Here is a 20,949-nt window from a genome sequence, read left to right on the forward strand (position 1 = left end):
GATGTGCCCGGGCACAGGGCTCGAACTCAGAAAGGGAAAGACAATGAAGGTATTGGTCACCGGACATCGAGGCTACATCGGATCTGTCATGGTCACAATCCTGCGCAAGGCAGGCCACGAGGTTCATGGTTACGATTGCGAATTGTACCATCGCTGCCACTATGCACCCGGCGGCGATCTGCCCGCCGTGCCCGGTGTAAAAAAGGATGTGCGGGACATATCGGTGTCGGATCTGAAGGGCTTCGACGCCGTCATCCATCTTGCCGCCCTTTCGAATGATCCGTTGAGCAACCTCAATCCGGAGATCACCTATGAAATCAATCACCGCGGCAGCGTGAGCGTTGCCAAAGCGGCCAAGCAGGCAGGAGTGAAGCGCTTTCTCTTCGCCTCGTCCTGCAGCAACTACGGTGCTGCAGGAGAAGGTCTCGTCGACGAAACCGCGGACCTCAAACCCGTTTCCGCTTATGGAACATCGAAGGTTTTTGCCGAACGCGACATTGCGCAGCTCGCCGACAATGATTTCTGTCCGACCTATCTGCGCCCCGCAACTGCCTACGGGCTCTCCCCGATGCTGCGCTTCGACATCGTACTGAACAATCTGGTGGCCTGGGCCGTAACCGAAGGCCAGATCCTGCTCAAATCCGACGGCACACCGTGGCGGCCTATCGTTCATATAGAGGACATCTCGCGGGCTTTTCTTGCCGCCCTCGAGGCACCTACCGCCGTGGTTCACAATCAGGCTTTCAACGTCGGCCAGGCAGCGCACAATTACCAGATCAGGGAGATTGCCGAAATCGTCGCCAAGACCGTCCCTGAGTGTCATTTGGCCTTCGCCGCCGACGCCAGTCCGGATACACGGTCCTACCGAGTCGATTTCAGCAAGATTAGCCGCCTGCTTCCGGCCTTCAAGCCAACCTGGGATGCGGCTGCCGGTGCCGCTCAACTTTACAACGCCTACACCAGCGCCGGCCTGACGCTTGCTGAATTTGAAGGCCCCCGTTATCAGCGGATCGCCCAGCTCAAACAGCTCCTTGCCGATCACGAATTGGATGAAAATCTGCGCCCACCGGTTGCCGCCGCGGCGGCAGAATAGGTCTGCGGCATGGACTCTGCTCTGCCGCCCCGACCCAACCACCTAGCAGACAGCAGCGAGGGCATAGGTCCAGCGATCTACGCTCTCGCCAGCCGCCTTTTTCCGATCTGCCGCAGCATTACCGGAAGTGGGGTTCGTAAGACCATCAACATTCTGCGCGAATATGTCGATATCGAACTCCACGAGGTCGCGACAGGCACCCAAGTGTTTGACTGGGTCGTTCCACCCGAGTGGAACATAGGGGATGCATATATAAAGGATGCAGTCGGCCGAAAAGTCGTCGATTTCGCTCGCTCGAACCTTCACGTCATGAGCTACAGCCGGAATGTTCGCAAGGTAATGCCGCTGAGCGAGCTGAAGGACCATATCTATACGCTGCCGGCGCAACCTGACCTCATCCCCTACAAGACAGCCTACTATATCGACGACTGGGCGTTTTGCATGCAGCACCAGCAGTTCCTTGCGTTGGCTGACGGCGATTATGAAGTCGTCATCGACTCGACGAAAGCCGATGGGCATCTGTCCTATGGGGAGTATCTCCATCGAGGAACGAGTGGCCGAGAGGTTCTGCTATCCGCCCATATTTGCCATCCATCGCTTGCAAACGACAATTGCTCGGGCCTTGCGGTATTGATCCACCTTGCTCAGCGGTTGCGGGGCAGGAATACGCGCTACAGCTACCGCTTTCTCTTTGCTCCCGGCACGATCGGATCGCTCACCTGGCTTTCCCGGAACGAAGATCGCCTCGGCAGCATCGACCATGGCCTGGTTGTATCCTGCATTGGCGACGGAGGCGGACCGATCTACAAGAAAAGCCGACGGGGAAACGCAATCATAGATCGCCTGATGGCACGGATATCCTGTGCTGAAAAGCCGATGACCGTTGAGGACTTTAGCCCTTACGGCTACGACGAGAGACAGTTTTGTTCGCCCGGCTTCAATATGCCGGTTGGGCTTTTGCAAAGAAGCGCTTTCGGGACCTTTGCGGAATACCACACATCAGCGGACAATCTTGATTTCATACGCCCTGAACATCTTGCCTCATCATTCCAGATGCTGATCGATGTAATCGATGCGCTCGAGGGCAATTGGATTCCGCTCAATCTGTCCCCCAAAGGCGAACCACAGCTTGGCAAGCGCGGGCTCTTTGCGACGGTCGGTGGCCACAAAACCAACACTGCGCAAACAATGGCTTACCTATGGGTGCTGAACCTGGCCGATGGCAAGCATTCACTGTTGGATATCGCCGAGCGGGCGAATATGGTGTTTTCGGAGATCTCGGAGGCGGCTGCGAGGCTGAGGGATGCGGGTTTGCTTGCAGACCTTGGCCCCGCCGAAAACTAGACCGGATCGCACAGAGGCAGGAGCGGCCAGCTTTTATCCTTGTCGGACATGACGGTTGGATCTGCAGGCCAACTGACGCCCACGGCCGGATCGTCGAAGCGTATGCCGCTGGCGGCAGTGGGCTCATATGGCGTGGAAATCAGATAAGACACGACGGCATCATCGGTGAGTGATTGGAAGCCGTGGGCAAAACCCTTCGGAATATAGAACTGCACGCGGTTTTCGCTGGAAAGTACTGCACCTGCCCACTCGAGGTAGGTTGGAGACTCTGGCCTTAGATCCACTGCGACATCCCATATTGCCCCCTGCGTGCAGGAGACAAGCTTGTCTTCTTCATGCGGCCTCTTCTGGAAATGAAGGCCGCGGATCGTATGCTTCTGGCGCGAATGCGAATAGCTGTGCTGGACAAAGTCCTCGATGAGCCCGTGTTGAGCGAACTCCTGCTTGCAGAAGGTTCGCGCAAACGAACCACGACTGTCCGTCGATGGTGTGGGCTCGACGATCCAAAGGCCCTCGATTCTCATCCTATTGAAACGCATCCGATCACCGCCCATTGCTGAAACGCATCCGATCTGTGGGAAAAACCCAACACGGAAGTCTCTTCATGAGACAATACTTCGATATGAGTCAATTCAGAATTGTTACTTAATATTACATTGATGCAACAATAGTCGACTACAGAATTACTGCGTAAAAACAAAATAGAATTCATACGGCTTTTGGACGATCTCCGTATTGCGGTATCGTTTTAATTGTTCCCGGCAGATACTTTTGCCAACCATGACGGGCTCTTCAGGTCCGCGATTGAGTCATCTTGGATCATATAGGGGACGGGGCATGAATCTTCAGGCCAGCCAGAGCTCATCGATGACGGCTGCCATTCGCAGTGCCCGGCTTTGCCGGCTCTGCGGCGCGGCTCTGCAGGATACTTTCGTAGATCTCGGAATGTCGCCGCCATGCGAAAGTTTCGTACCGGCGGCTGAAATAGGCAACATGGAAGCCTATTATCCCCTCCATGCTTTTGTCTGCCGCGAGTGCCTTCTGGTCCAACTTGAGGAGCACATCAGCCCGCAAAACATATTCGAGGAGTATGCTTATTTTTCCTCCTATTCGGACAGTTGGGTAGAGCATGCCCGTCGCTACTGCGACATGGCAACCGATCGCTTCAGTCTCAACTCGGGAAGCCTTGTCGTCGAGCTTGCCAGCAATGACGGCTATCTCCTGCAGCACTTTGTGCGCAAGGCGATACCGGTGATCGGTATAGAGCCGGCATTCAACGTCGCTAAGGTTGCGATCGAAAAGGGGGTGCCCACGGTAGCACGCTTCTTCGGAAGATCGCTCGCCCGCGAAATGGTTGCCGAAGGCAAAATGGCAGATCTCATTGTCGGCAACAATGTCCTGGCACAGGTTCCGGATCTCAATGACTTCGTTGCCGGGATGAAAATTCTCCTGAAACACCACGGCGTGATCACTCTCGAATTTCCCCATATTGCGACGCTAATTGCGGAAAGCCAATTCGATACGATCTACCACGAGCACTTCTCGTACTTCTCCTTGATTACAATCGAGAAGATGGCACGACGTCACGACCTCACGGTGTTCGATGTCGAGGAGTTGCCGACACACGGCGGCTCGCTGCGCATTTACCTTTGCCACAGTGAAGAAAATATGCGTCGGGAAGCACGAGTCGATGCGCTGCGAAGGTCCGAGTTCAAGGCAGGTTTGGACATGGTCGAGACCTATACGTCTTTTGGCGAAGCGGTGCGCATGAAGAAACGCAATCTGCTTTCCTACCTTATCCAGTTGAAGGACGCAGGCAGAAGCATTTGCGGCTACGGCGCGCCCGGCAAGGGCAATACGCTTCTCAACTATTGTGCAATAGGCACCGATTTTCTCGACTTCACGGTCGACCGCAATCCCTACAAGCACGGTCGTTTCACGCCTGGCATGCACATACCAATCAGACCGGTCAATGAAATCGACGCGCATAAGCCAGATTACGTCCTCATCCTGCCCTGGAACCTTAAAGATGAAATCGTCAAGCAGATGAGACATATCGGCGACTGGGGAGGGAAGTTCATCGTTCCAATCCCCCACGTGGCCGTCATCGATCCAACGGAGAGCCAGCAATGAAAGTCGTCCTTTTTTGCGGTGGCATGGGAACCCGGATTCGCGAGTATTCCGAGAGCCTGCCGAAGCCTCTTATCCCGCTGGGCTCGCAGCCGATCATGCGCCACGTCATGCAATATTATTCGGATTATGGTCACGATGAATTCATTCTTTGTCTCGGCTATAAAGCCAATGTGATCAAAGACTTCTTCCTGAATACCAAGCCCCAGGCCTTCTCAGATTGCGTCGTATCGGGTTCTGGCGAGGTCGAATTGCTGGGCGAGATGCATAAGGAGTGGCGCGTTTCGCTGATCGATACCGGCATCTGGCGCAATATCGGCGAGCGGCTCTGGGCTGTGCGCGATCACGTCAAGAATGAGAAGATCTTCCTGGCGAACTATAGCGACGGGCTGACCAACGTCGATCTCGACGACATGATCGCCCGCTTTGAGGCCAGCGACAAGCTTGCCTGCTTCCTCGCCGTGCGGCCGCCCCTTACCTATCATCTCGCCGATATCGAAGAAGACGGCCGAGTGCGCGAATTCAGATCATCAGACAGATCCGACATCTGGATCAATGGCGGCTACTTCCTCATGCGCGGCGAGATCTTCGACTACATGCGTGAAGGTGAGGAGCTTGTGCTGGAACCCTTCTCCCGTCTGATCGCAGAAGACAAGCTTATGGCCTACAAACACGAAGGCTTCTGGCGGTCCATGGACACCCTTCGTGATTGGCAATCCCTCGAAGAGATGGTCGAGCGGGGAGATATGCCCTGGACGTATCACGGCAGGTCTATGGATCGAAGACGAATGGCGAAGCTGTCATGAAGAATCTGTCACTCGCCAGATCCGGGGAACGGTTATCCGTTCTGTGCATCGGCGCCCACTCCGACGACATCGAGATTGGCGTGGGCGGTACTCTCCTGCGGCTGTTGGCGGAAGGCGTCAAGCTGGATGTCCATTGGTGCGTCCTGAGTGCTTCGGGCAATCGAGGCGAGGAAGCGCTAAGTTCGGCGCGTGCATTCCTTGAGCAGGCACAGTCGCAGTCGATTGAACTTGCCTGCTTCGAGGACAGCTTCTTTCCCAGCCAGACTCGCGAAATCAAAAACTGGTTGCTAGCCATCCGTGACAAGGTCGTTCCGGATATCATTTTCACACATAGCCGCGAGGACGAGCATCAGGACCACCGCGAGATCAACCGGCTGACGACCAACGTGTTTCGAAATCATTTCGTTCTCGAATACGAGATCCCGAAATGGGATGGCGATCTGATCCAGCGAAACGCCTACGTTCCGCTCACCGCAGACATCATGGAGAGGAAGGTCGCGTTGCTTTTGCGGCACTTCGCCACGCAAAGATCGAAAGATTGGTTCGACGGTGACACATTTCGAAGCCTTGCGCGCCTGAGGGGAATGGAATGTCGTGCTCCGGCACGTTTTGCAGAGGCCTTCACCATCCGGAAAGTTCTCCTGGCCTGAGGAGGGTCGCGGTCACCGCGAAATGCAGTAGCAGCATGTCATGAGTATCTACGGCAAATCGAAGGGTATGGGGTAAAAATGGGCGAAGAAGCCATTGATTATGAGCAGACCATGCTGGAGGCATCAAAGATGCTTTCCATTTCCGTCGAGGACCAGGTTCCTTTGCCTAGGAAATCTGCCGGCGAAGACTACCTCGCTCTTGTCGATCGACGCATGCTGGAGCGGGAGTGCCTCGCTCAAGCGCTGAATGTGTATCGCCTTGACATGAAAATCATGACATTTGCCGATCTCACAGCGTTGCAAGAGGCCCAAGGCGCGGTGGGAAGGCCACGGGCGATCCTATTCAATGCCGGGAATGGCAGGCTGGAAGACAGTCGGCTGGAAACTGAAATCCGCGAGCTGGTGGCAGCAACGACACCCACGCCGATTGTCGTTGTGTCTGACAACCAAACCCTTTCGGACATCCTCAATACCATCGCGCTCGGCGTTCAGGGATATATCCCCAGTTCTGTTGGCATCGGCGTATGCGTACAGGCAATCGGCCTGGCAATGGCGGGCGGCAAATTCGTCCCGGCAAGCAGCGTCATGCACATGCGCGCTTTGCTGGAGGTCAGTTCGACCGTCCGCACCAACTCCAGATTTACCGAGCGTCAGTCCGCGGTCGCGAAAGCCATCCGGCGTGGCCTGGCGAACAAGGAGATCGCTTTGGAACTCGATCTGTCCGAAAGCACTGTCAAGGTTCACGTCCGAAATATAATGAAGAAGCTGGGAGCGACCAACCGGACAGAGGTTGCTTACAAGATAGGTGGTGTCGCAGATGGCGACCGACCGACTTGAACCCTCGCGAAAAAGACAATCGAATTAGTCGCATCGGTGTAACGTCCATGATTTTGTCGCATGATCCGCCAGATGGCAACGAAATGGGTATGTATCGCGTCCTTTCGATATTGAAGGACCGAAGACGAACCGTGCTGGCCTGCATAATCTTCAGTCTGGCTGTCTGCGCTATCGGCTATTTCAGGACAAAGCCGCTGTACAGGTCAGAAGCGATCCTGGCGCTGGACGGCAGAAAACTTCAGGCTCTTCCCATCGAGGCCGTTGTCTCTGCGCTTCCTCAGGAAAGCCCGGTCCTTCGTACGGAACTCGACATCATCGGCTCGCGTACCATGGCAGAGCGTGTCGCGAGCCGGTTGGGGGCCCTTGGCATAGGGGTGGAGAGTACAAAACAGGGCGGCCCCAGGCAGAGCCCAAGCGTTTTCGTACAAGAAGGGGACACATCTGCGGAAGAAGGGAGCGCTGAAAACGAGGAATTAGTCGACGAGCTGATGTCGAACGTTCACGTGGCAAATGACGGCCGCTCATACACGATCTATATCTCCTTCATTGCTCCCGATCCCAATTTTGCATCCGTGGCTGCCAATGCCTACGGCGAAGCATATATCGACTATCAGATCGACGTCCAAACTTCGGCAACCAGGCGTGTGAGCGAGTGGCTCGGCGAGAAGCTAGTTGACCTCAGAACCAAGTTGGAAGAATCCGAGCGGCTGGCAACCGATTTTCGTGATACCGCCGGCATCGTCAAAACCGATGGCACCACTCTTCAATCACAACAGATTACAGGGTTGAACAACGAACTCACGGTACTGCGCAGCAAGGTTGCAGCCGCAGAAGCGCGGCTATCGACGGCCGTCGACGGGCTGCGGAACGGCAGCGATCTCGAACTTTCTGAAGTCCTCTCCTCATCGATGATCCAGCAACTCAGGACGGAGGAAGCGCGTGTCAAACGCGCTATTACCGAAATCGATCAAAGTGGCGCGATAAAGAACGTTCAGCTTGTACAATTGAACTCGCAACTGGTTTCCCTGCAGGAGCAAATCAAGACAGAAATAGCGAGAGTCATCGAAAGTCTGCGCAATGAAATTGAGGTAAACCGACGGCAGCAGGCAGGTCTGGAGGAAAGCATCAAAGAGATGCGCGCCGCGATGACGACCAACAGCCAGAGTCTCGTCCATGCCGATCAGCTTGATCGCGAAGCCAGCGCAAATCGCGCGATATATGAGAGCTATCTGGCCCGGTACAAGCAGACGATCGAACAGGATGGCATCGCGACCGCTGAAGCGCGGATGATTTCACGAGCGACGCCGTCACCGAAGCCGACAACCCCAAATCCTGTCATATGGGCGTTGGCTGGTGTCGTCTTCGGCCTCACCGGGGGCATTGCCGCCGCCTTTATCCGACATTTCACGGACAGGAAGGTGCGTTCGGCGGAGTCGTTGGAGGCAAAGACGGGCCTTGCCGTTATCGCGAAGGTGCCGCGGATCAGGCTGGGGCACAATGCGGATGCTTCGGCGCTTGTTCATGATCATAACTCGTCTCTCGGCCAAGCCATGGCCGTCATTCAATCGGAGCTGCGATTGTTTGCCGATGCCGAAGCGTCCTCCGGAAGGATGAAACGCGCGATCGCGATTACGCCGGTTTCCAGCAGCAAAGGAAAGCCTCATATCGTAGCAAATCTCGCTCGGCTGGTCGCTGCAACGGGATTGAAGACCATCGTTATCGAAGCAAACCTGCGAAATCCAACCCTTGCAGAACAGTTTGAGGTGTCCAACGCTGCCCATCTCAATCAAATCGTCACCCAGGAGCTTCCTTTTGGCGATGCCATCCAAACCGATCCGAAATCGATGGTTGATTTCATCCTGGCCCAGCACAGCAAGGCGCCGGAACCGATCCTGGCCAATCAACGATTTGCCCAGCTGATCCAGGAGATGAAGCGACGCTACGATCTCGTGCTCATCGACATGCCTTGTGCTTCCAATGGCTTCGACCTGATGCGCGTCGCTTCCTTCTGCGAAGACGTCATTCTTGTCGTTCGTCCGAAATTTACGAGGATCCTGGATCTGGAAGCATGCATCAAAAAGCTGCGGGCAGCCAATCGCAACATAGCCGGGATCGTGTTCGACAGCGCCTATCGCTCAAAACCAGCCACAGCGTCGCAACCGGGGACGACTCCTCATCAACAGGATCTCAGCGGCGTCCGGCGAAAGCGGAGTGGCGATCAAGTAAAGCCCCTCGCAGCCAGGGTATGACACGGGAGCGGAAAGTGTTTCTTGCAGCACGAAATCAAATTCAGTCCAGGCCGCTCAAGTCGGCGATATGCATCATCCCGATGCTGGCAATGCTTCTGTCATCCACCTCAGTGATAGCGCAACCGCAGCAATACAAGGTGACTTCCGGCGACGTCCTGTCTGTCGTCGCCTATGGCGACCCGCAGTTGACCGGCCTCTTTCCCGTAAGCACGGACGGCACGATCGGATATCCGATTCTCGGCAATATAGTGGTGACGAACAAAACGACGGAGGAGATTGGCGCCGCGATCACCGCATCACTGCGAGAGCACGTTGCCAATCTCTCCGTTGCGGTGTCGGTCAAGGAATACGCACCGGTTTTTATCCTTGGCGACGTTAAGAACCCCGGCAAGTACGAGTTCCGACCCGGAATGATCGCGTTGGAGGTTTTCGCCCTCGGCGGTGGTTTACGTCAACAGCCCGACCGGGTTCTCGACTCCGGGGTTCAATTGGTGGCTGCGCAGCAAGAATATGACGATACTGCGCTTCAGCTATTGTCGCGGGATGTCAGGCGCGTGCGGCTGGAAGCAGAAATTAATGGCAAACCGTTTGAATACGCGGCAGACCCAGCCAGTACCGGCGTGCGCGATGCCGCTACGACCCAAAGCGTCATCGCTGCCGAACGCAGCCTTTTTGAACTGCGACTTTCCACTCTGGAAAGCGACAGGAGAAATCTCGAGGCACAGCGCCACAACTATGAGGAAGAAATCACGATGCTCGAAAAGAGCTCGGGTTTGAGAAACGAACAGTTCAATCTGACGCAGCTCGACGTGGAGGCATCACAAGGCCTGGTCAGCAGGGGAGCGGCCCCTGAAGCCGCCTTGCGCGAAAAAAAGCGGGATCTGCTGGCAATGAATCAACAAGTCCTCGAAGCGGGATCCTTTCTTGCGCGCGCTCGCCAGAACAAGAATGAAGTCGAGCGCAGGATTCGAGAACTCGACGACAAGCGAAAGAACGACGCCGCTGGTGAATTGCTAGAAATCACCGTCGATATGCTGCGCCTGAAAAAGAAGATGACCGCTAAGGTTCAGACGATGGCCGAAATCGGCGCCGCCGCACAGCGGGTCAGCAGGCTCGAGGAAACCGTGAAAATGAAGTTCTCCGTCGTTCGCATGGTTTCTGGCGACTACAAGGAACTGCCGATCGATGAACATGCGAGCCTCAACGCAGGCGATATCGTTCGCGTTGAGCTCGTTCCCGCGGTGCAGGCCATCGCGAGCCAGAGCGGAACCGAAAACTAGATCGCAACGCATTTGAGATGCGATCCCATGAAAAGTAGGCAGCGGTCTTCCGACCGAGTTGTCGTAAAGTCAAAAAGTTAGAGCGGTTCAGCGTTTCCATCAGGCTCGAACGCTCTTCTCTGGCTGTGTGTGGCTTTTACTTAGCCATTTCAAGCGGGAAAACGTCATACGACGGTTAGGTTTAGCTGATAGACGAAGGGTGATTTTCCGCTAACGATTTCAGCGAAACATCCCTTTGCCAAATCGATTTCAAAATCGAACGCCAACGTCGGCTCGCGCGATTGCTGAAGAGTACTGGGCCGACGGAAGCTGAAAGAATGGCTGGCCTTGTACTTCAACGTTGCGCATCGAGACAGCCCGGAAACTGGATGTGTAATGCCTGCCATGAGCGCGGATGTCGCGCGTGCGGGCGATGATGTCCGCGTTACCTATACCAGGAGGATCAAGGTTCTGGTTACGAAAATCGCCGAAGTCTTGGAAGGTGAAACCAACGACCGCGAGCGGAAGGCGTGCAACCTGATCGCTTTGATGATCGGATCAGTTTCCGCCGCGCGTGCTATGTCCGACCGAGAATGCGCAAAAGCCGTCCTCAATTTTGGCTTGGCATCAGCGATGGCTCAAATCGGCGCCTGAGACAAGAGAGTGACGCTCCACGAACCTACCCCGCCCCTGTCCACTATCGGGATCTGTTTTACCATCACTCTTGGAGGCCCCGAATTGAAGCTCTTGATGAGCTTCCAACCTGTCGCAACGCAGTCGAATGGATCCGATATTTGATTTACAGATGAAATTCTGAGCGGCTTCGGTCAGACGGCCAAATCCCTTAACTCGCATTTCGTGAACTTTCAGTTATTTCAGTTATTGGCGGCGGGCACTATATTGGGGATATTAGGAGATATTGTCATGGCCAGCCAAATCGTCCACTTCGCCGGACTGTCGGATCGCGATCGCAAGGCAGCCTCGCCTCTGCCGAAACTGGCCGCTGGCGACAGGCTAGAACTTCATATTCATCATGAAGGCGGGAAGGAACGGACCCTCTCGATACCGCCCTCGGCCGCCGCGGCAGTTGAGGCGCTTTTGGTGCACATGCTGCGCGGCGAACGCGTTGCCGTGCTGGCCGAAGACCAAGCCCGACCGAGGCGGCGTCTATTCTCGGTATCTCTCGTCCCCTCGTCGTCCTGCGTATGAATCGAGGTGATCTCCCATTCCGCTACGTGGGCAAACACCGCCGCGCTCTTCTAAAGGATGTGCTCGGGCTGAAATCCAAGCTCGACGTCCGTCAAGCGGTGGATGCGCTGGCCGAAGATACCGAGGACCTAATACAGACCCATGGCCTCTAAACCGCCGGTCGCGGTCTATGATGCCTGCGCCCTCTACCCCCTTTCATCTGCGAATGTCCTGATTCGGTGCGCCTTTGATGGCCTTGTCGAGGCGCGCTGGACCGACGAAATCCATGGCGAGTGGATGCGCAATCTTGCCGCCAACACTCCGGGTTTATCTATGGAACGCCTGGAACTCACGCGTGAGCGAATGAAGGCCGTCCTGCCGGAGGCGGACGTGGTGAACTATCGGCCGTTGATCGTGAACCTGAAACTACCTGATCCTGACGATCGGCATGTGCTTGCCGCTGCTATTGCTCATCGTAACCTGGAACCTCAAGGATTTTCCGAGACGAGACCTGCGTCCTTACGGCATGACGAGCAAGTCGCCAGATGATTTCATGGCTGACCTTCATAATATGCTTCCCGAGGCGCTTCTTTCGAGTGTGAGATTTGCGCGGCTTAATCTGCGCAAGACGACGACAACGGTTGAAGGGTTCATCGACACGCTTCAGCAAAACGGCCTGAAGAAATTTGCAAGGATGCTCCGCCAGGACATCGCCTCGCTGAACTGATCCGGATTTGCGGGAAGCCGTCGATCGTGAAGAACTCGCTTTCAGGCAGATTGCAGCGGCATTGGTCGGCTCTGGAACGTGAAGAGTAGTGCGGCGAACAGACACAAAAGTTGCCGCCCATGCGCTGCCGCCAGCGCGTCATCGAGGAGCGGTCGAACGATAGGGCGTGCCGAAAGAACTCCTCGCCGCACAGGTACTGAAAGTAGGGGTTCTCCACCCAGCGCTCGCACAGCGCCTCGTCCGACAGGTTGAACCTGTGCTTCAGAATGGCCAGCCCCGCCATCAGCCGCGTCGACAATGGCGGCATGCCCGCTCCGTCCGAATAGACCGTCCCAAACCGGGCTTCCAACACAGGCCAGTCAATAGCCTGCGCCAGACGCACCAGTTCGTGCTTCATATTGATGATCTGGTCGAGCCGGGATCGGAATAAATCCTGTTCACCCGTTTGGCGCCGTTCGCGTGGCTTACCCATTCCTGGCTCTTCGATTCACCGCGATAAACCCAGTGAATCACGCTTCGCCAAGCAGGCAAACCTCAAACTGATTTTGCAAGCAAACAGCCTGTTCGGCGGCCGTTTCCGGCAATTGGAAGATCTGCAGATCCTTCGATTCTTACGTCAAATCAGCAGCTTCCGAGTTCTTCACGGCCGATGGGAAGCCATCTATTCCGCGCGACGCAGCAGGCTGCCTATCGAGTTGTAAGTCACGCAACTTGTGAGATATTATCCAGTTGCTGCCGCCATGCTGCATAAACAGCGCCGATACCAGCCTCGAGCTCGATCTTCGGTTGCCATCCCATTGACCGGATACAGGAACTGTCAAGAAGCTTACGGGGCGTTCCGTCAGGCATGGCGGAGTTGAATATGATGCGTCCTTCGTAACCAAGGACCTCCGCAACAAGCACAGCCAGGTCGCCGATGCTTATTTCCCTACCGGATCCGATATTGACTATCCTTGGACCGGCATATCTCACCATCAGGTGAACACAGGCATCTGCAAGATCGTCGACATGAAGAAATTCGCGTTGAGGCGCTCCCGTACCCCAGACCTCGACAGTGCTCGCGCCGCCAGCCTTGGCGTCATGGATCTTTCTGATAAGAGCGGGCAGGACGTGCGAACTTTCGAGATCGAAATTATCGTTCGGTCCATACAAGTTGGTCGGCATGGCGGAGATCGCCTGCATCCCATATTGCTTCGCACATGCCTCGGCCAGCTTCAGCCCGGCGATCTTCGCAATCGCATAAGGCTCGTTGGTCGGCTCCAGGCTCCCTGTCAGCAGCGAATCCTCGGTGATCGGCTGGCTGGCGAATTTCGGGTAGATGCAGCTCGAACCCAACCATAGAAGCTTTTCCACTTTTATATCGGCCGCCGTCTTGATCACGTTCATCGCGATCATCGTATTGATATAGAGAAAATCGACCGGATATTGCGCATTTGCTTTGATGCCGCCGGCAAGCGCGGCAGCGACAAAAATTGCGTCCGGACGGTTACGCCGCATCCAGTTTTCGGTCTCGCTTTGTCGGGTGAGGTCGAGTTCACGGTGCGAAACCGTCAGGATTGCGCAGTCTTCCTGCTGCAACCGTCTCACGAGTGCGGAGCCAACCATTCCGGAGTGACCTGCAACCCAGATTCGCTTACCCCGTAGATTGTAAGCAGGCCTGTTTGCCTCAGCCGTAAAAATCATTGCGGCCCTCCTCCTTCATGATTGTTCTGAGATCCGCCTCGACCATTTCAGAGACAAGGGCATCGAACGAAACCGAGTGCTGCCAATTTAATTTTTTCCTGGCCTTTTCCGGATTCCCGAGAAGAATATCGACCTCTGTCGGCCGGAAATAGACAGGATCGATCTCGATGATAGGATCGCCGCTTCGACGGTCGAAACCGACCTCATCAACGCCGTCGCCTTCCCACGCAATGTCTCTGTCCACAGCCTTGAAGGCGCGCTCGACAAATTCTCGCACGGTATGCGTCTCGCCTGTCGCGAGTACGTAGTCATCCGGTGTCTCCTGTTGCAGGATACGCCACATACCATCGACGTAGTCGCGCGCATGCCCCCAGTCGCGCTTGGCGTTGAGGTTGCCCAGCCGCAGTTTCTTCTGCAATCCGCGCTCGATGGCCGCGACACCGCGCGTAATCTTGCGCGTGACGAAGGTTTCACCGCGCAGGGGGCTCTCATGGTTAAAGAGGATTCCGTTTGAGGCATGAATGCCGTAAGCCTCGCGATAATTGACGGTAATCCAGTAGGCATAGAGCTTTGCAGCCGCATAGGGACTACGGGGATAAAACGGCGTTCCCTCATGTTGCGGTACCTCGCCCAATCCGCCAAAAAGCTCGGACGTCGAAGCCTGGTAGAACCTGCAGGTTCTTTCCAGCTTCAGTATCCGCATCGCCTCAAGCAGACGCAGGACGCCGACCGCGTCGGCATTGGCTGTATATTCGGGTGTTTCGAAGCTGACCTTCACATGGCTCTGGGCGCCAAGATTGTATATTTCGTCAGGCTGGACGTCCTGTATGACGCGGCACAGATTGGTGCCATCCGTCAGGTCGCCAAAATGCAGATGGAATCGCGAGCTGTGTTCGTAGCGATCGTGAAAGAGATGATCGACGCGCGCCGTATTGAATGACGAGGAGCGTCTTTTCAGGCCATGCACATGGTAGCCCTTGGAGAGAAGCAATTCGCTCAGATACGCACCGTCCTGGCCGGTGACGCCAACAATCAAAGCAACTTTCTCTGACATCGATATTCCCCTCTTCCGGCCCGCGCATCCGTCCAGCCTTCCCTTGGACAATATAAAGTCACCGCAGGCGTGGCACTTTGCCAAAAAGGTGTAGTTCGCCAGTAGTTAGCCCGCGGGGGTGGAATTGTGCATCGCCGAAGGAACTCCGAAAGTCGCAGACATCCCGCATAAGGGGTAGCAAAGGCCCTCTTGGGTGCATCCGCCTATTGCCTTTGGCGAACTTGCGAGCAGTGGGCCGCCTGCCACAATGAGCACACGGCTATCCAGCCCGCCGGACATCTCTCGCGCCCGGATGCTTAGGAAATCGGTATGAGGATTGTTTTCGCCAATCGCTACTTCTACCCTGATCAATCCGCCACCAGTCGGATGGTATCCTCCATGGCGTTCGCCCTTGCGCAGCGTGGCTTCGACGTCACTGCGCTGGCCGGTCGAAGTCTGCACAACAGACAGGATACCCTCTTGCCCGCGGAAGAAACGATCTCAGGCGTGAGGGTGTGCCGCCTGACCACATCTCGTTTCGGCCGGCAATCGGTCGTCGGCAGATCGATCGACTATCTCTCCTTTCATGCACTCGCGCTCTGGTGGTTCCTCAGAAACGTGTCCAAGAATGATGTGGCAGTCATATGCACGGATCCGCCATTCCTTTCGGTCAGCAGCGCCATTGCGCTCAAGCTGCGAGGGGCTCGAATGATCAACTGGATCATGGACCTGTTTCCAGAGACAGCGATCGAGCTCGGATATATGAGGAGACGTCGATCCCTCGGCCGGCTCGCAAAAGCCATTCGAGATTGGTCGATCAGGAAATCCGCACTGATCATCTGCCCAACGAAGACGATGGCGGACTACATGATCGAGCAGGCTCTGCCGCAGGAGAGAATTGCCGTTCAATACCATTGGTCGAATGAGGATGAGATCTATCCTGTAGACCCGGAACATAACGGCCTTCGTCAGGAATGGGGTCTCGGCGAGGATTTCGTGGTCGGCTATTCGGGCAATTTCGGTAGAGCGCACGAATTCACGACAATCATTGAAACGGCCGAACTCCTCAAAGATCGCAGGGATATACGCTTCCTTCTGATCGGCAGTGGTCATCAGCATGCCGCAGTTCAGGAAGCCGTTCGAGAGCGTGGCCTCCGAAACGTCATCTTCAAACCGTTGCAGCCGGCAGAGCGCCTGGCTGAAAGTCTCGGCGCGGCCGATGTCCATCTTGTTTCGCTGCTGCCGCGCCTCGAGCACTGCATTCTACCGAGCAAGATTTACGGTATCCTGGCAGCGGGCAGGCCGACAATTTTCATCGGCGACAACGATGGCGAGGTTGCGCGCATCTTGGCTTCGGGGGCATGTGGAAAAACGATTGCGATCGGAGATGCCGAACAGCTTGCCCTCACTATTCGTGAGCTGAAGGGTTCTCCAATCCGCCGTTCTGACATGGGCGCCGCTGCACGACATCTGGTCGAAACCGCTTACTCCCGCCATGCAGCAATAGAAGCCTGGTGCACGCTGTTCGAGCAGCTGGGGGAACGGGCGCCGGCCCCTTCCCATGACGAGATGCAGAGGCAGTTTTCATGAGTGGAAAGGTGATCGTCAGCCAGCTCGGCGCGCGCATGCATTATGCGGTGCCGGCCATATTCGCGTCTCAGGATCGCCTTGCCCATTTCTATACGGATATCTGTGCAACGAAGGGCTGGTATCGCTTTGCGACCGCCCTTCCTGCAGCGCTTACGCCAGCTGCCGTCCGGCGTTTCGCCGGACGGCAGCCGCAGAACATCTCTCCAAACCTGATTACGATCTTTCCTGCTTTCGGAATCCGCTCGGCTTTGCGACGCATGCGCGGGAAGGATGTCGTCGACGAGACCTCGCATGCCCTTTGGGCCGGCGCATATTTTTCGCGTCTCGTCGCCCAAAGCGGCTTCCACGGAGCTGATGGAATCTACGCCTTCAGCGGCGACGCGCTCGAGCAAATGCGCGCCGCCAAGCAGCAGGGCCTTTGGACAGCACTCGAACAGATGATTGCTCCGCGCGATGTGCTCGAGCAACTCGTGCAGGAGGAAGCTCAATCCTTTCCCGACTGGACAGGCCCGCTTCCAAAGAACGCCTTAGCCCGCATCTTTGCCCACCGTGAAAAGGCGGAATGGAATATCGCGGATCTGATCATATGTCCGTCCGAATTCGTTCGCCGTCACGTCGTTGCCTCTGGCGGCGACGAGAGCCGTTGCGTCGTCGTTCCCTATGGGGTCGACGCCAGATGGCCAGTGACGCGGCCGCGGCGCTTGCCGGGGCCGATGCGCGTTCTTACCGCGGGTGCGGTGGGTTTGCGAAAGGGCTCCCCCTACGTCGTCCAGGCTGCCCAGCTACTCGGTGAATCAGCAACATTTCGCATGGTCGGTCCCTGCAATCTTCCCGAGACGCTGCAGAACACGCTCGCCAGTTCCGTGGAACTGGCCGGTATCATTCCGCGCGCGGCAATGGCAGAGCAGTACCGATGGGCGGACATCTTCCTGTTGCCCTCCATTTGTGAGGGCTCGGCGACCGTCATCTACGAAGCGCTTGCGGCAGGTCTGCCGGTTATCACGACAGAAAATGCAGGAAGCGTGGTGCGCGACGGCGAAGAGGGCTTCGTCGTTCCGCTTCGCGACAGCCAGGCTATTGCGCAGGCGATCGAAAGACTGGCGAGGGACGAAGAGCTAAGAGCCGAGATGTCGGCAAATGCCTTGCGCCGGGCGGCGGATTTCACCGTTGAAAAATATGGCACTCGCTTGCTCGCGGCGATCGAATCCCTTTCCTCCAGACGGGTACAGCATCGCCCGGGGCTGAAACGATGAACTGGAGAATGGTGGTCCTTCTATCCCGTGCACCACGGAGATTTCGCGCATCATGAAGATCGTTCACGTGATTTCGTCAATAGATCCGGCAAAGGGAGGCCCCCAGGCTGTCGTTGCACGAATTGCAGCCGCCCAATGTATGCTCGGGCACGACGTGCATGTCATCAGCTATGCCGGCACCACGGTCCAGGAAAAGGCATTCCGAACGGCTGCTGGCATACCGGAGTTCGAAAAGATCCGATGGCATCTGTTGCCCGACGCGGATCGCTTCGAGCGCATCACGAGCATAAAGGGGGCGAAACTGATCAGCAAGGTGCTGCGGTTTGCCGATTTCGTTCATCTCCATGGCATATGGGAACCAATCCTGCTGCGATCTGCCTCCAAGGCAAGAGCTGCGGGAATTCCGTATTGCGTAGCTCCACATGGCATGCTCGATGTCTGGAGCCTGCGACAAAAAGCCTGGAAAAAGCGCCTTGCCCTGTCATTCGGCTATCGCCGTATGCTGCAAAATGCGAAGTTCATACACGCGTTGAACAGCGATGAAGTGCAACTGATGCGGCCGCTGGGCCTCAATGTGCCGATGGTCGTCATTCCAAACGGCGTCTTTCCGCAGGAATTCGAGCAGCGCGGCTCGGAAGCGCCCTTCCGTAAGCAGATCGGAATGCCAGCCGATCGCCGCTTTGTTCTGTTTCTTTCTCGCCTGCACTTCAAGAAAGGACTGGATCTGCTTGCCCATGCCTTCCAGTCGGTCGCTTCAAGATGTCCCGAAGTTGATCTCGTCGTTGCGGGACCGGATGATGGTGCTCAAGACGGATTTTTGGCGATCATCCGGGACCTTGGCATCGAGCATCGCGTTCGGTTGACGGGACCCCTTTACGGCACATCGAAGCTGCAGGCTTTTTCTGCAACCGCCTGCTTTTGCCTGCCAAGCAGACAGGAAGGCTTCAGTCTTGCAATTACCGAAGCAATGGCCTGCGGCGCGCCGGTCGTCATAAGCGATGCCTGCCATTTCCCCGAGGTCGACACGGCCGGGGCGGGATCTGTAACACCTCTTGCGCCCGCCGCAATCGCGAACGCGCTAGTAAAAGTCTTGGAGAATGATCGTCTGGCCAAAAAAATGGGCGAAAACGGACGCCGATTGGTGATGGAGAATTTCACCTGGCCGGTCATTGCCGGAAAGACCATAAGCAGCTATCGCTTGTATGCGTAGCAGGCGGCGGCAGCCGGGCTGCGTCGACCGACAGGCCTTGCCGGATTGCCCACATAGACCGTCCATGCTTCGAGCGATTTTGCCGCAACCCCTCTCGCGCCAAGGACAGCCCCCTCTCCGACAATGACATCCGGCCCGACGAAGGCTTCTGCCGCGACCCAGCAATTCGCCTGAAGCGTAATCGGTTTGCTGATCAACGGGAATCGGCTGTCCTGAATATCGTGGGTTCCGGTACACAGATGTGCGCGTTGCGAAACGATCGCATGGTCGCCAATCGTCACGCGGGCGACATTGTAGCAGATTACACCAGGGCCAATCAAAGCGAACTCCCCCATGACGAGGTTGCCGGGCCACCAGATTCTAGCCCTCCCATTGACTAAGGCCGTCGAATGAACGCGCGCACCGAAGCAGCGTAGCAAGCTGAGCCGCCACCACCCCATCTGCCGCGGCGTCCACGCAGCGAGCATAAACCAGCATATCGCCCACAACAGGCGCATGGCTCGAAACTTCACTGAAAATGTAGCTCCCCCGAACCTCGGGAGAAGAACGTCGGGACTGTCGAAGTCGATCTGCTCACGGTTCATAATATGCGGTCTCCTTCGAAACAAACGGTATATTCGACTTCCCATTGTCGCGTCGGGCTTTCGTTTGCGGCGTAGTGCGGGCAAAAGCCAAGGACGGTACAAGAAAAATCAGCATATGAACCCAGACCATCAATACCCAATCCGTCGTATGAGAAACCGCGTGCATGGCGGGGACTATGGAAAGCATATAGACCACTTGTGCCGATGCCTCTCCTGCATTCGCCGAAACCCAGATCCGGTGCATCAAGTAGGACAGGAGGAAAAATTTCAGCGCACCAAAATACCAGAAGGACTGAAAAGCATCCGCCATTCCTGTCTCGGTAGTCCCGGTCAAGGGATTGTAATCGCGCGGGGGAACAGGCATCTGTAGCATCAATGCGCTCTTGAACCTGCTGCCAAGAAGCTGGGCGGGTACATAGCTAAAGATCAAGCGATTCCAGTGGAATTTGCCGTAATCGAAATCCAAGGTGGTATCGGTGTTGTTTATCAGGAGCACTGCATTTCGCATCTCCGGCCCACCGTCCCTCAAGACCTGGGTGATATTGCCAACCACATCAATTCTTTCTACATCGTCCCAGACCGGTGCGCCATTCGCCCGGGTGATATTGCGATAATCGCCCATGCTGAACATGCCGACTGTCCCAAGCAGCAAAACGGCAAGCGTCAGCACACGCGGGAGCATCCAGCCGCGGTAAAACCAGAAGGCCAGCACGAAGATGAAGCAAAGCTCCACGGCCTCGGCGCGTTTTCCTGTTACGAGAATTCGATCGAGATAAAAGACAAGATCGAGCGCGATGATGATGAGCGCCGCAAATGACATACGTCTTGCAAAGCAAAGTACCGCGATGGCGAGACCATAGCAAAGTAGTCTCGAGAAAAAGACATACATCACCGAAACGCCGGTCATTTCCACACCGACGAGAGAATCGGCCGGCAGGCGACTGAGCTGGTAGTAGAAGTAGGCGCCTAGGAGAGAAAGAACAAAGGCAACGATAAGAAGACGCTTTTCCGAAAAGTCGTGACGAAAGATGGAGACGGGCTTAACGCGGGATATGTAGCCCAGCCAAGTCATCAGGAGACAAAGAATGGTGAAGCCGATGGCTTTCGCGAATGCATTTTCCGGCAGGAAGCGATCGTCGGCGAGAGCGGGAACCTGCGGCAGGAGAAAGGCGAAGGTGATGACGCCCGTCAGGAACGGAAATTGATAAAGGTTCACGCGCCTAACCATGCCAACGCCCAACAGGCTGAAGACGACGACGACAAGAATGTAGGTCAACCACCAGTTCATCGCTTTTACCCAAACGTCTCCCGCT

19 protein-coding genes and 2 pseudogenes are annotated in these 20,949 nt (G+C 56.0%); 15 read left to right on the plus strand and 6 right to left on the minus strand.

All coding sequences use genetic code 11. The features are described 5' to 3' along the window. Nucleotides 1–43: 43 nt before the first annotated feature. Together ATY80_RS19260 and ATY80_RS19265 are read left to right on the plus strand one after the other, a co-directional pair. Nucleotides 44–1,093 (plus strand): NAD(P)-dependent oxidoreductase, encoded by a 1,050-nt coding sequence (locus tag ATY80_RS19260; protein WP_088693932.1) that lies wholly within the window; start codon nucleotides 44–46, stop codon nucleotides 1,091–1,093. A gap of 9 nt (nucleotides 1,094–1,102) precedes the next feature. Next, nucleotides 1,103–2,437, plus strand: coding sequence for a DUF4910 domain-containing protein (locus tag ATY80_RS19265; RefSeq protein WP_088693933.1), 1,335 nt, complete (start codon nucleotides 1,103–1,105; stop codon nucleotides 2,435–2,437). Here ATY80_RS19265 and rfbC read toward each other — a convergent pair. Beyond that, nucleotides 2,434–2,976, minus strand: a complete 543-nt coding sequence (gene rfbC / locus ATY80_RS19270; protein WP_088693934.1) for a dTDP-4-dehydrorhamnose 3,5-epimerase — start codon at nucleotides 2,974–2,976, stop codon at nucleotides 2,434–2,436. The two genes, ATY80_RS19265 and rfbC, sit on opposite strands and share 4 nt — an antisense overlap. Before the next feature lie 298 nt (nucleotides 2,977–3,274). On the opposite strand from rfbC, the gene ATY80_RS19275 reads away from it, so the two are divergent. The 10 genes and pseudogenes from ATY80_RS19275 (at nucleotide 3,275) to ATY80_RS19315 (ending at nucleotide 12,105) form a co-directional block, all read left to right on the plus strand. Next, nucleotides 3,275–4,570 (plus strand): class I SAM-dependent methyltransferase, encoded by a 1,296-nt coding sequence (locus ATY80_RS19275; RefSeq protein ID WP_088693935.1) that lies wholly within the window; start codon nucleotides 3,275–3,277, stop codon nucleotides 4,568–4,570. Then, a complete protein-coding gene (locus ATY80_RS19280) occupies nucleotides 4,567–5,373 on the plus strand; it encodes a sugar phosphate nucleotidyltransferase (protein ID WP_088693936.1) in 807 nt (268 codons plus the stop codon). Before ATY80_RS19275 ends, ATY80_RS19280 begins: the two co-directional genes overlap by 4 nt. After that, entirely contained in the window at nucleotides 5,370–6,023 is a 654-nt protein-coding gene (locus ATY80_RS19285; RefSeq protein ID WP_189637212.1) for a PIG-L deacetylase family protein, read from the plus strand. Before ATY80_RS19280 ends, ATY80_RS19285 begins: the two co-directional genes overlap by 4 nt. A 129-nt stretch (nucleotides 6,024–6,152) precedes the next feature. Continuing rightward, nucleotides 6,153–6,860, plus strand: coding sequence for a response regulator transcription factor (locus tag ATY80_RS30050; protein WP_189637213.1), 708 nt, complete (start codon nucleotides 6,153–6,155; stop codon nucleotides 6,858–6,860). Between the two features lie 47 nt (nucleotides 6,861–6,907). After that, nucleotides 6,908–9,109: a polysaccharide biosynthesis tyrosine autokinase gene (locus ATY80_RS29245; RefSeq protein WP_088693938.1), complete on the plus strand. Its 2,202-nt coding sequence runs from the start codon at nucleotides 6,908–6,910 to the stop codon at nucleotides 9,107–9,109. An 89-nt stretch (nucleotides 9,110–9,198) separates the two neighbouring features. Continuing rightward, nucleotides 9,199–9,441: pseudogene (locus tag ATY80_RS29730) on the plus strand (polysaccharide biosynthesis/export family protein); the annotation flags it as partial. Continuing rightward, nucleotides 9,442–10,389 (plus strand): SLBB domain-containing protein, encoded by a 948-nt coding sequence (locus tag ATY80_RS19300; RefSeq protein WP_245306900.1) that lies wholly within the window; start codon nucleotides 9,442–9,444, stop codon nucleotides 10,387–10,389. Nucleotides 10,390–10,716: 327 nt separating this feature from the next. Next, nucleotides 10,717–11,022, plus strand: coding sequence for a hypothetical protein (locus ATY80_RS19305; RefSeq protein ID WP_141105576.1), 306 nt, complete (start codon nucleotides 10,717–10,719; stop codon nucleotides 11,020–11,022). Between the two features lie 270 nt (nucleotides 11,023–11,292). After that, nucleotides 11,293–11,577: a hypothetical protein gene (locus tag ATY80_RS19310; protein ID WP_245306884.1), complete on the plus strand. Its 285-nt coding sequence runs from the start codon at nucleotides 11,293–11,295 to the stop codon at nucleotides 11,575–11,577. 141 nt (nucleotides 11,578–11,718) lie between these two features. Beyond that, nucleotides 11,719–12,105 (plus strand): PIN domain-containing protein, encoded by a 387-nt coding sequence (locus tag ATY80_RS19315; RefSeq protein WP_245306885.1) that lies wholly within the window; start codon nucleotides 11,719–11,721, stop codon nucleotides 12,103–12,105. Between the two features lie 293 nt (nucleotides 12,106–12,398). On the opposite strand, the pseudogene ATY80_RS19320 reads toward ATY80_RS19315, so the two are convergent. From ATY80_RS19320 to gmd, 3 genes and pseudogenes are all read right to left on the minus strand, one after another. After that, a pseudogene (locus ATY80_RS19320) lies at nucleotides 12,399–12,755 on the minus strand (transposase); the annotation flags it as partial. Nucleotides 12,756–12,985: 230 nt separating this feature from the next. Next, entirely contained in the window at nucleotides 12,986–13,966 is a 981-nt protein-coding gene (locus ATY80_RS19325; RefSeq protein ID WP_088693940.1) for a GDP-L-fucose synthase, read from the minus strand. After that, entirely contained in the window at nucleotides 13,950–15,020 is a 1,071-nt protein-coding gene (gene gmd, locus ATY80_RS19330) for a GDP-mannose 4,6-dehydratase (protein ID WP_088693941.1), read from the minus strand. Before gmd ends, ATY80_RS19325 begins: the two co-directional genes overlap by 17 nt. A 309-nt stretch (nucleotides 15,021–15,329) precedes the next feature. Between gmd and ATY80_RS19335 the strand changes: the two genes are divergently transcribed. The 3 genes from ATY80_RS19335 to ATY80_RS19345 are packed head-to-tail and all read left to right on the plus strand — an operon-like array spanning nucleotide 15,330 to nucleotide 19,052. Continuing rightward, nucleotides 15,330–16,589, plus strand: coding sequence for a glycosyltransferase family 4 protein (locus ATY80_RS19335; protein ID WP_088693942.1), 1,260 nt, complete (start codon nucleotides 15,330–15,332; stop codon nucleotides 16,587–16,589). Continuing rightward, complete coding sequence (locus ATY80_RS19340; RefSeq protein WP_088693943.1) at nucleotides 16,586–17,842, plus strand: glycosyltransferase family 4 protein; 1,257 nt, start codon at nucleotides 16,586–16,588, stop codon at nucleotides 17,840–17,842. Before ATY80_RS19335 ends, ATY80_RS19340 begins: the two co-directional genes overlap by 4 nt. 52 nt (nucleotides 17,843–17,894) lie before the next feature. Further along, complete coding sequence (locus tag ATY80_RS19345) at nucleotides 17,895–19,052, plus strand: glycosyltransferase (RefSeq protein WP_088693944.1); 1,158 nt, start codon at nucleotides 17,895–17,897, stop codon at nucleotides 19,050–19,052. Here the strand turns inward: ATY80_RS19345 and ATY80_RS29735 are convergent. Then, a complete protein-coding gene (locus tag ATY80_RS29735; protein ID WP_245306886.1) occupies nucleotides 19,034–19,387 on the minus strand; it encodes a putative colanic acid biosynthesis acetyltransferase in 354 nt (117 codons plus the stop codon). The two genes, ATY80_RS19345 and ATY80_RS29735, sit on opposite strands and share 19 nt — an antisense overlap. 238 nt (nucleotides 19,388–19,625) lie before the next feature. Further along, nucleotides 19,626–20,924, minus strand: a complete 1,299-nt coding sequence (locus ATY80_RS19355) for an O-antigen polymerase (RefSeq protein WP_348626652.1) — start codon at nucleotides 20,922–20,924, stop codon at nucleotides 19,626–19,628. Nucleotides 20,925–20,949 lie beyond the last annotated feature (25 nt).

It is taken from the genome of Rhizobium sp. R711, from assembly GCF_002211365.1.
Taxonomy (GTDB): Bacteria; Pseudomonadota; Alphaproteobacteria; order Rhizobiales; family Rhizobiaceae; genus Rhizobium.

Coding starts and splice junctions, on each gene's coding strand:
- ATY80_RS19260 (WP_088693932.1), top strand. CDS start 44: ATGAAGGTATTGGTCACCGGACATCGAGGCTACATCGGATCTGTCATG.
- ATY80_RS19265 (WP_088693933.1), top strand. CDS start 1,103: ATGGACTCTGCTCTGCCGCCCCGACCCAACCACCTAGCAGACAGCAGC.
- rfbC (WP_088693934.1), bottom strand. CDS start 2,976: ATGCGTTTCAATAGGATGAGAATCGAGGGCCTTTGGATCGTCGAGCCC.
- ATY80_RS19275 (WP_088693935.1), top strand. CDS start 3,275: ATGAATCTTCAGGCCAGCCAGAGCTCATCGATGACGGCTGCCATTCGC.
- ATY80_RS19280 (WP_088693936.1), top strand. CDS start 4,567: ATGAAAGTCGTCCTTTTTTGCGGTGGCATGGGAACCCGGATTCGCGAG.
- ATY80_RS19285 (WP_189637212.1), top strand. CDS start 5,370: ATGAAGAATCTGTCACTCGCCAGATCCGGGGAACGGTTATCCGTTCTG.
- ATY80_RS30050 (WP_189637213.1), top strand. CDS start 6,153: ATGCTTTCCATTTCCGTCGAGGACCAGGTTCCTTTGCCTAGGAAATCT.
- ATY80_RS29245 (WP_088693938.1), top strand. CDS start 6,908: ATGATTTTGTCGCATGATCCGCCAGATGGCAACGAAATGGGTATGTAT.
- ATY80_RS19310 (WP_245306884.1), top strand. CDS start 11,293: ATGGCCAGCCAAATCGTCCACTTCGCCGGACTGTCGGATCGCGATCGC.
- ATY80_RS19315 (WP_245306885.1), top strand. CDS start 11,719: ATGGCCTCTAAACCGCCGGTCGCGGTCTATGATGCCTGCGCCCTCTAC.
- ATY80_RS19325 (WP_088693940.1), bottom strand. CDS start 13,966: ATGATTTTTACGGCTGAGGCAAACAGGCCTGCTTACAATCTACGGGGT.
- gmd (WP_088693941.1), bottom strand. CDS start 15,020: ATGTCAGAGAAAGTTGCTTTGATTGTTGGCGTCACCGGCCAGGACGGT.
- ATY80_RS19335 (WP_088693942.1), top strand. CDS start 15,330: ATGAGGATTGTTTTCGCCAATCGCTACTTCTACCCTGATCAATCCGCC.
- ATY80_RS19340 (WP_088693943.1), top strand. CDS start 16,586: ATGAGTGGAAAGGTGATCGTCAGCCAGCTCGGCGCGCGCATGCATTAT.
- ATY80_RS19345 (WP_088693944.1), top strand. CDS start 17,895: ATGAAGATCGTTCACGTGATTTCGTCAATAGATCCGGCAAAGGGAGGC.
- ATY80_RS29735 (WP_245306886.1), bottom strand. CDS start 19,387: ATGGGGGAGTTCGCTTTGATTGGCCCTGGTGTAATCTGCTACAATGTC.
- ATY80_RS19355 (WP_348626652.1), bottom strand. CDS start 20,924: ATGAACTGGTGGTTGACCTACATTCTTGTCGTCGTCGTCTTCAGCCTG.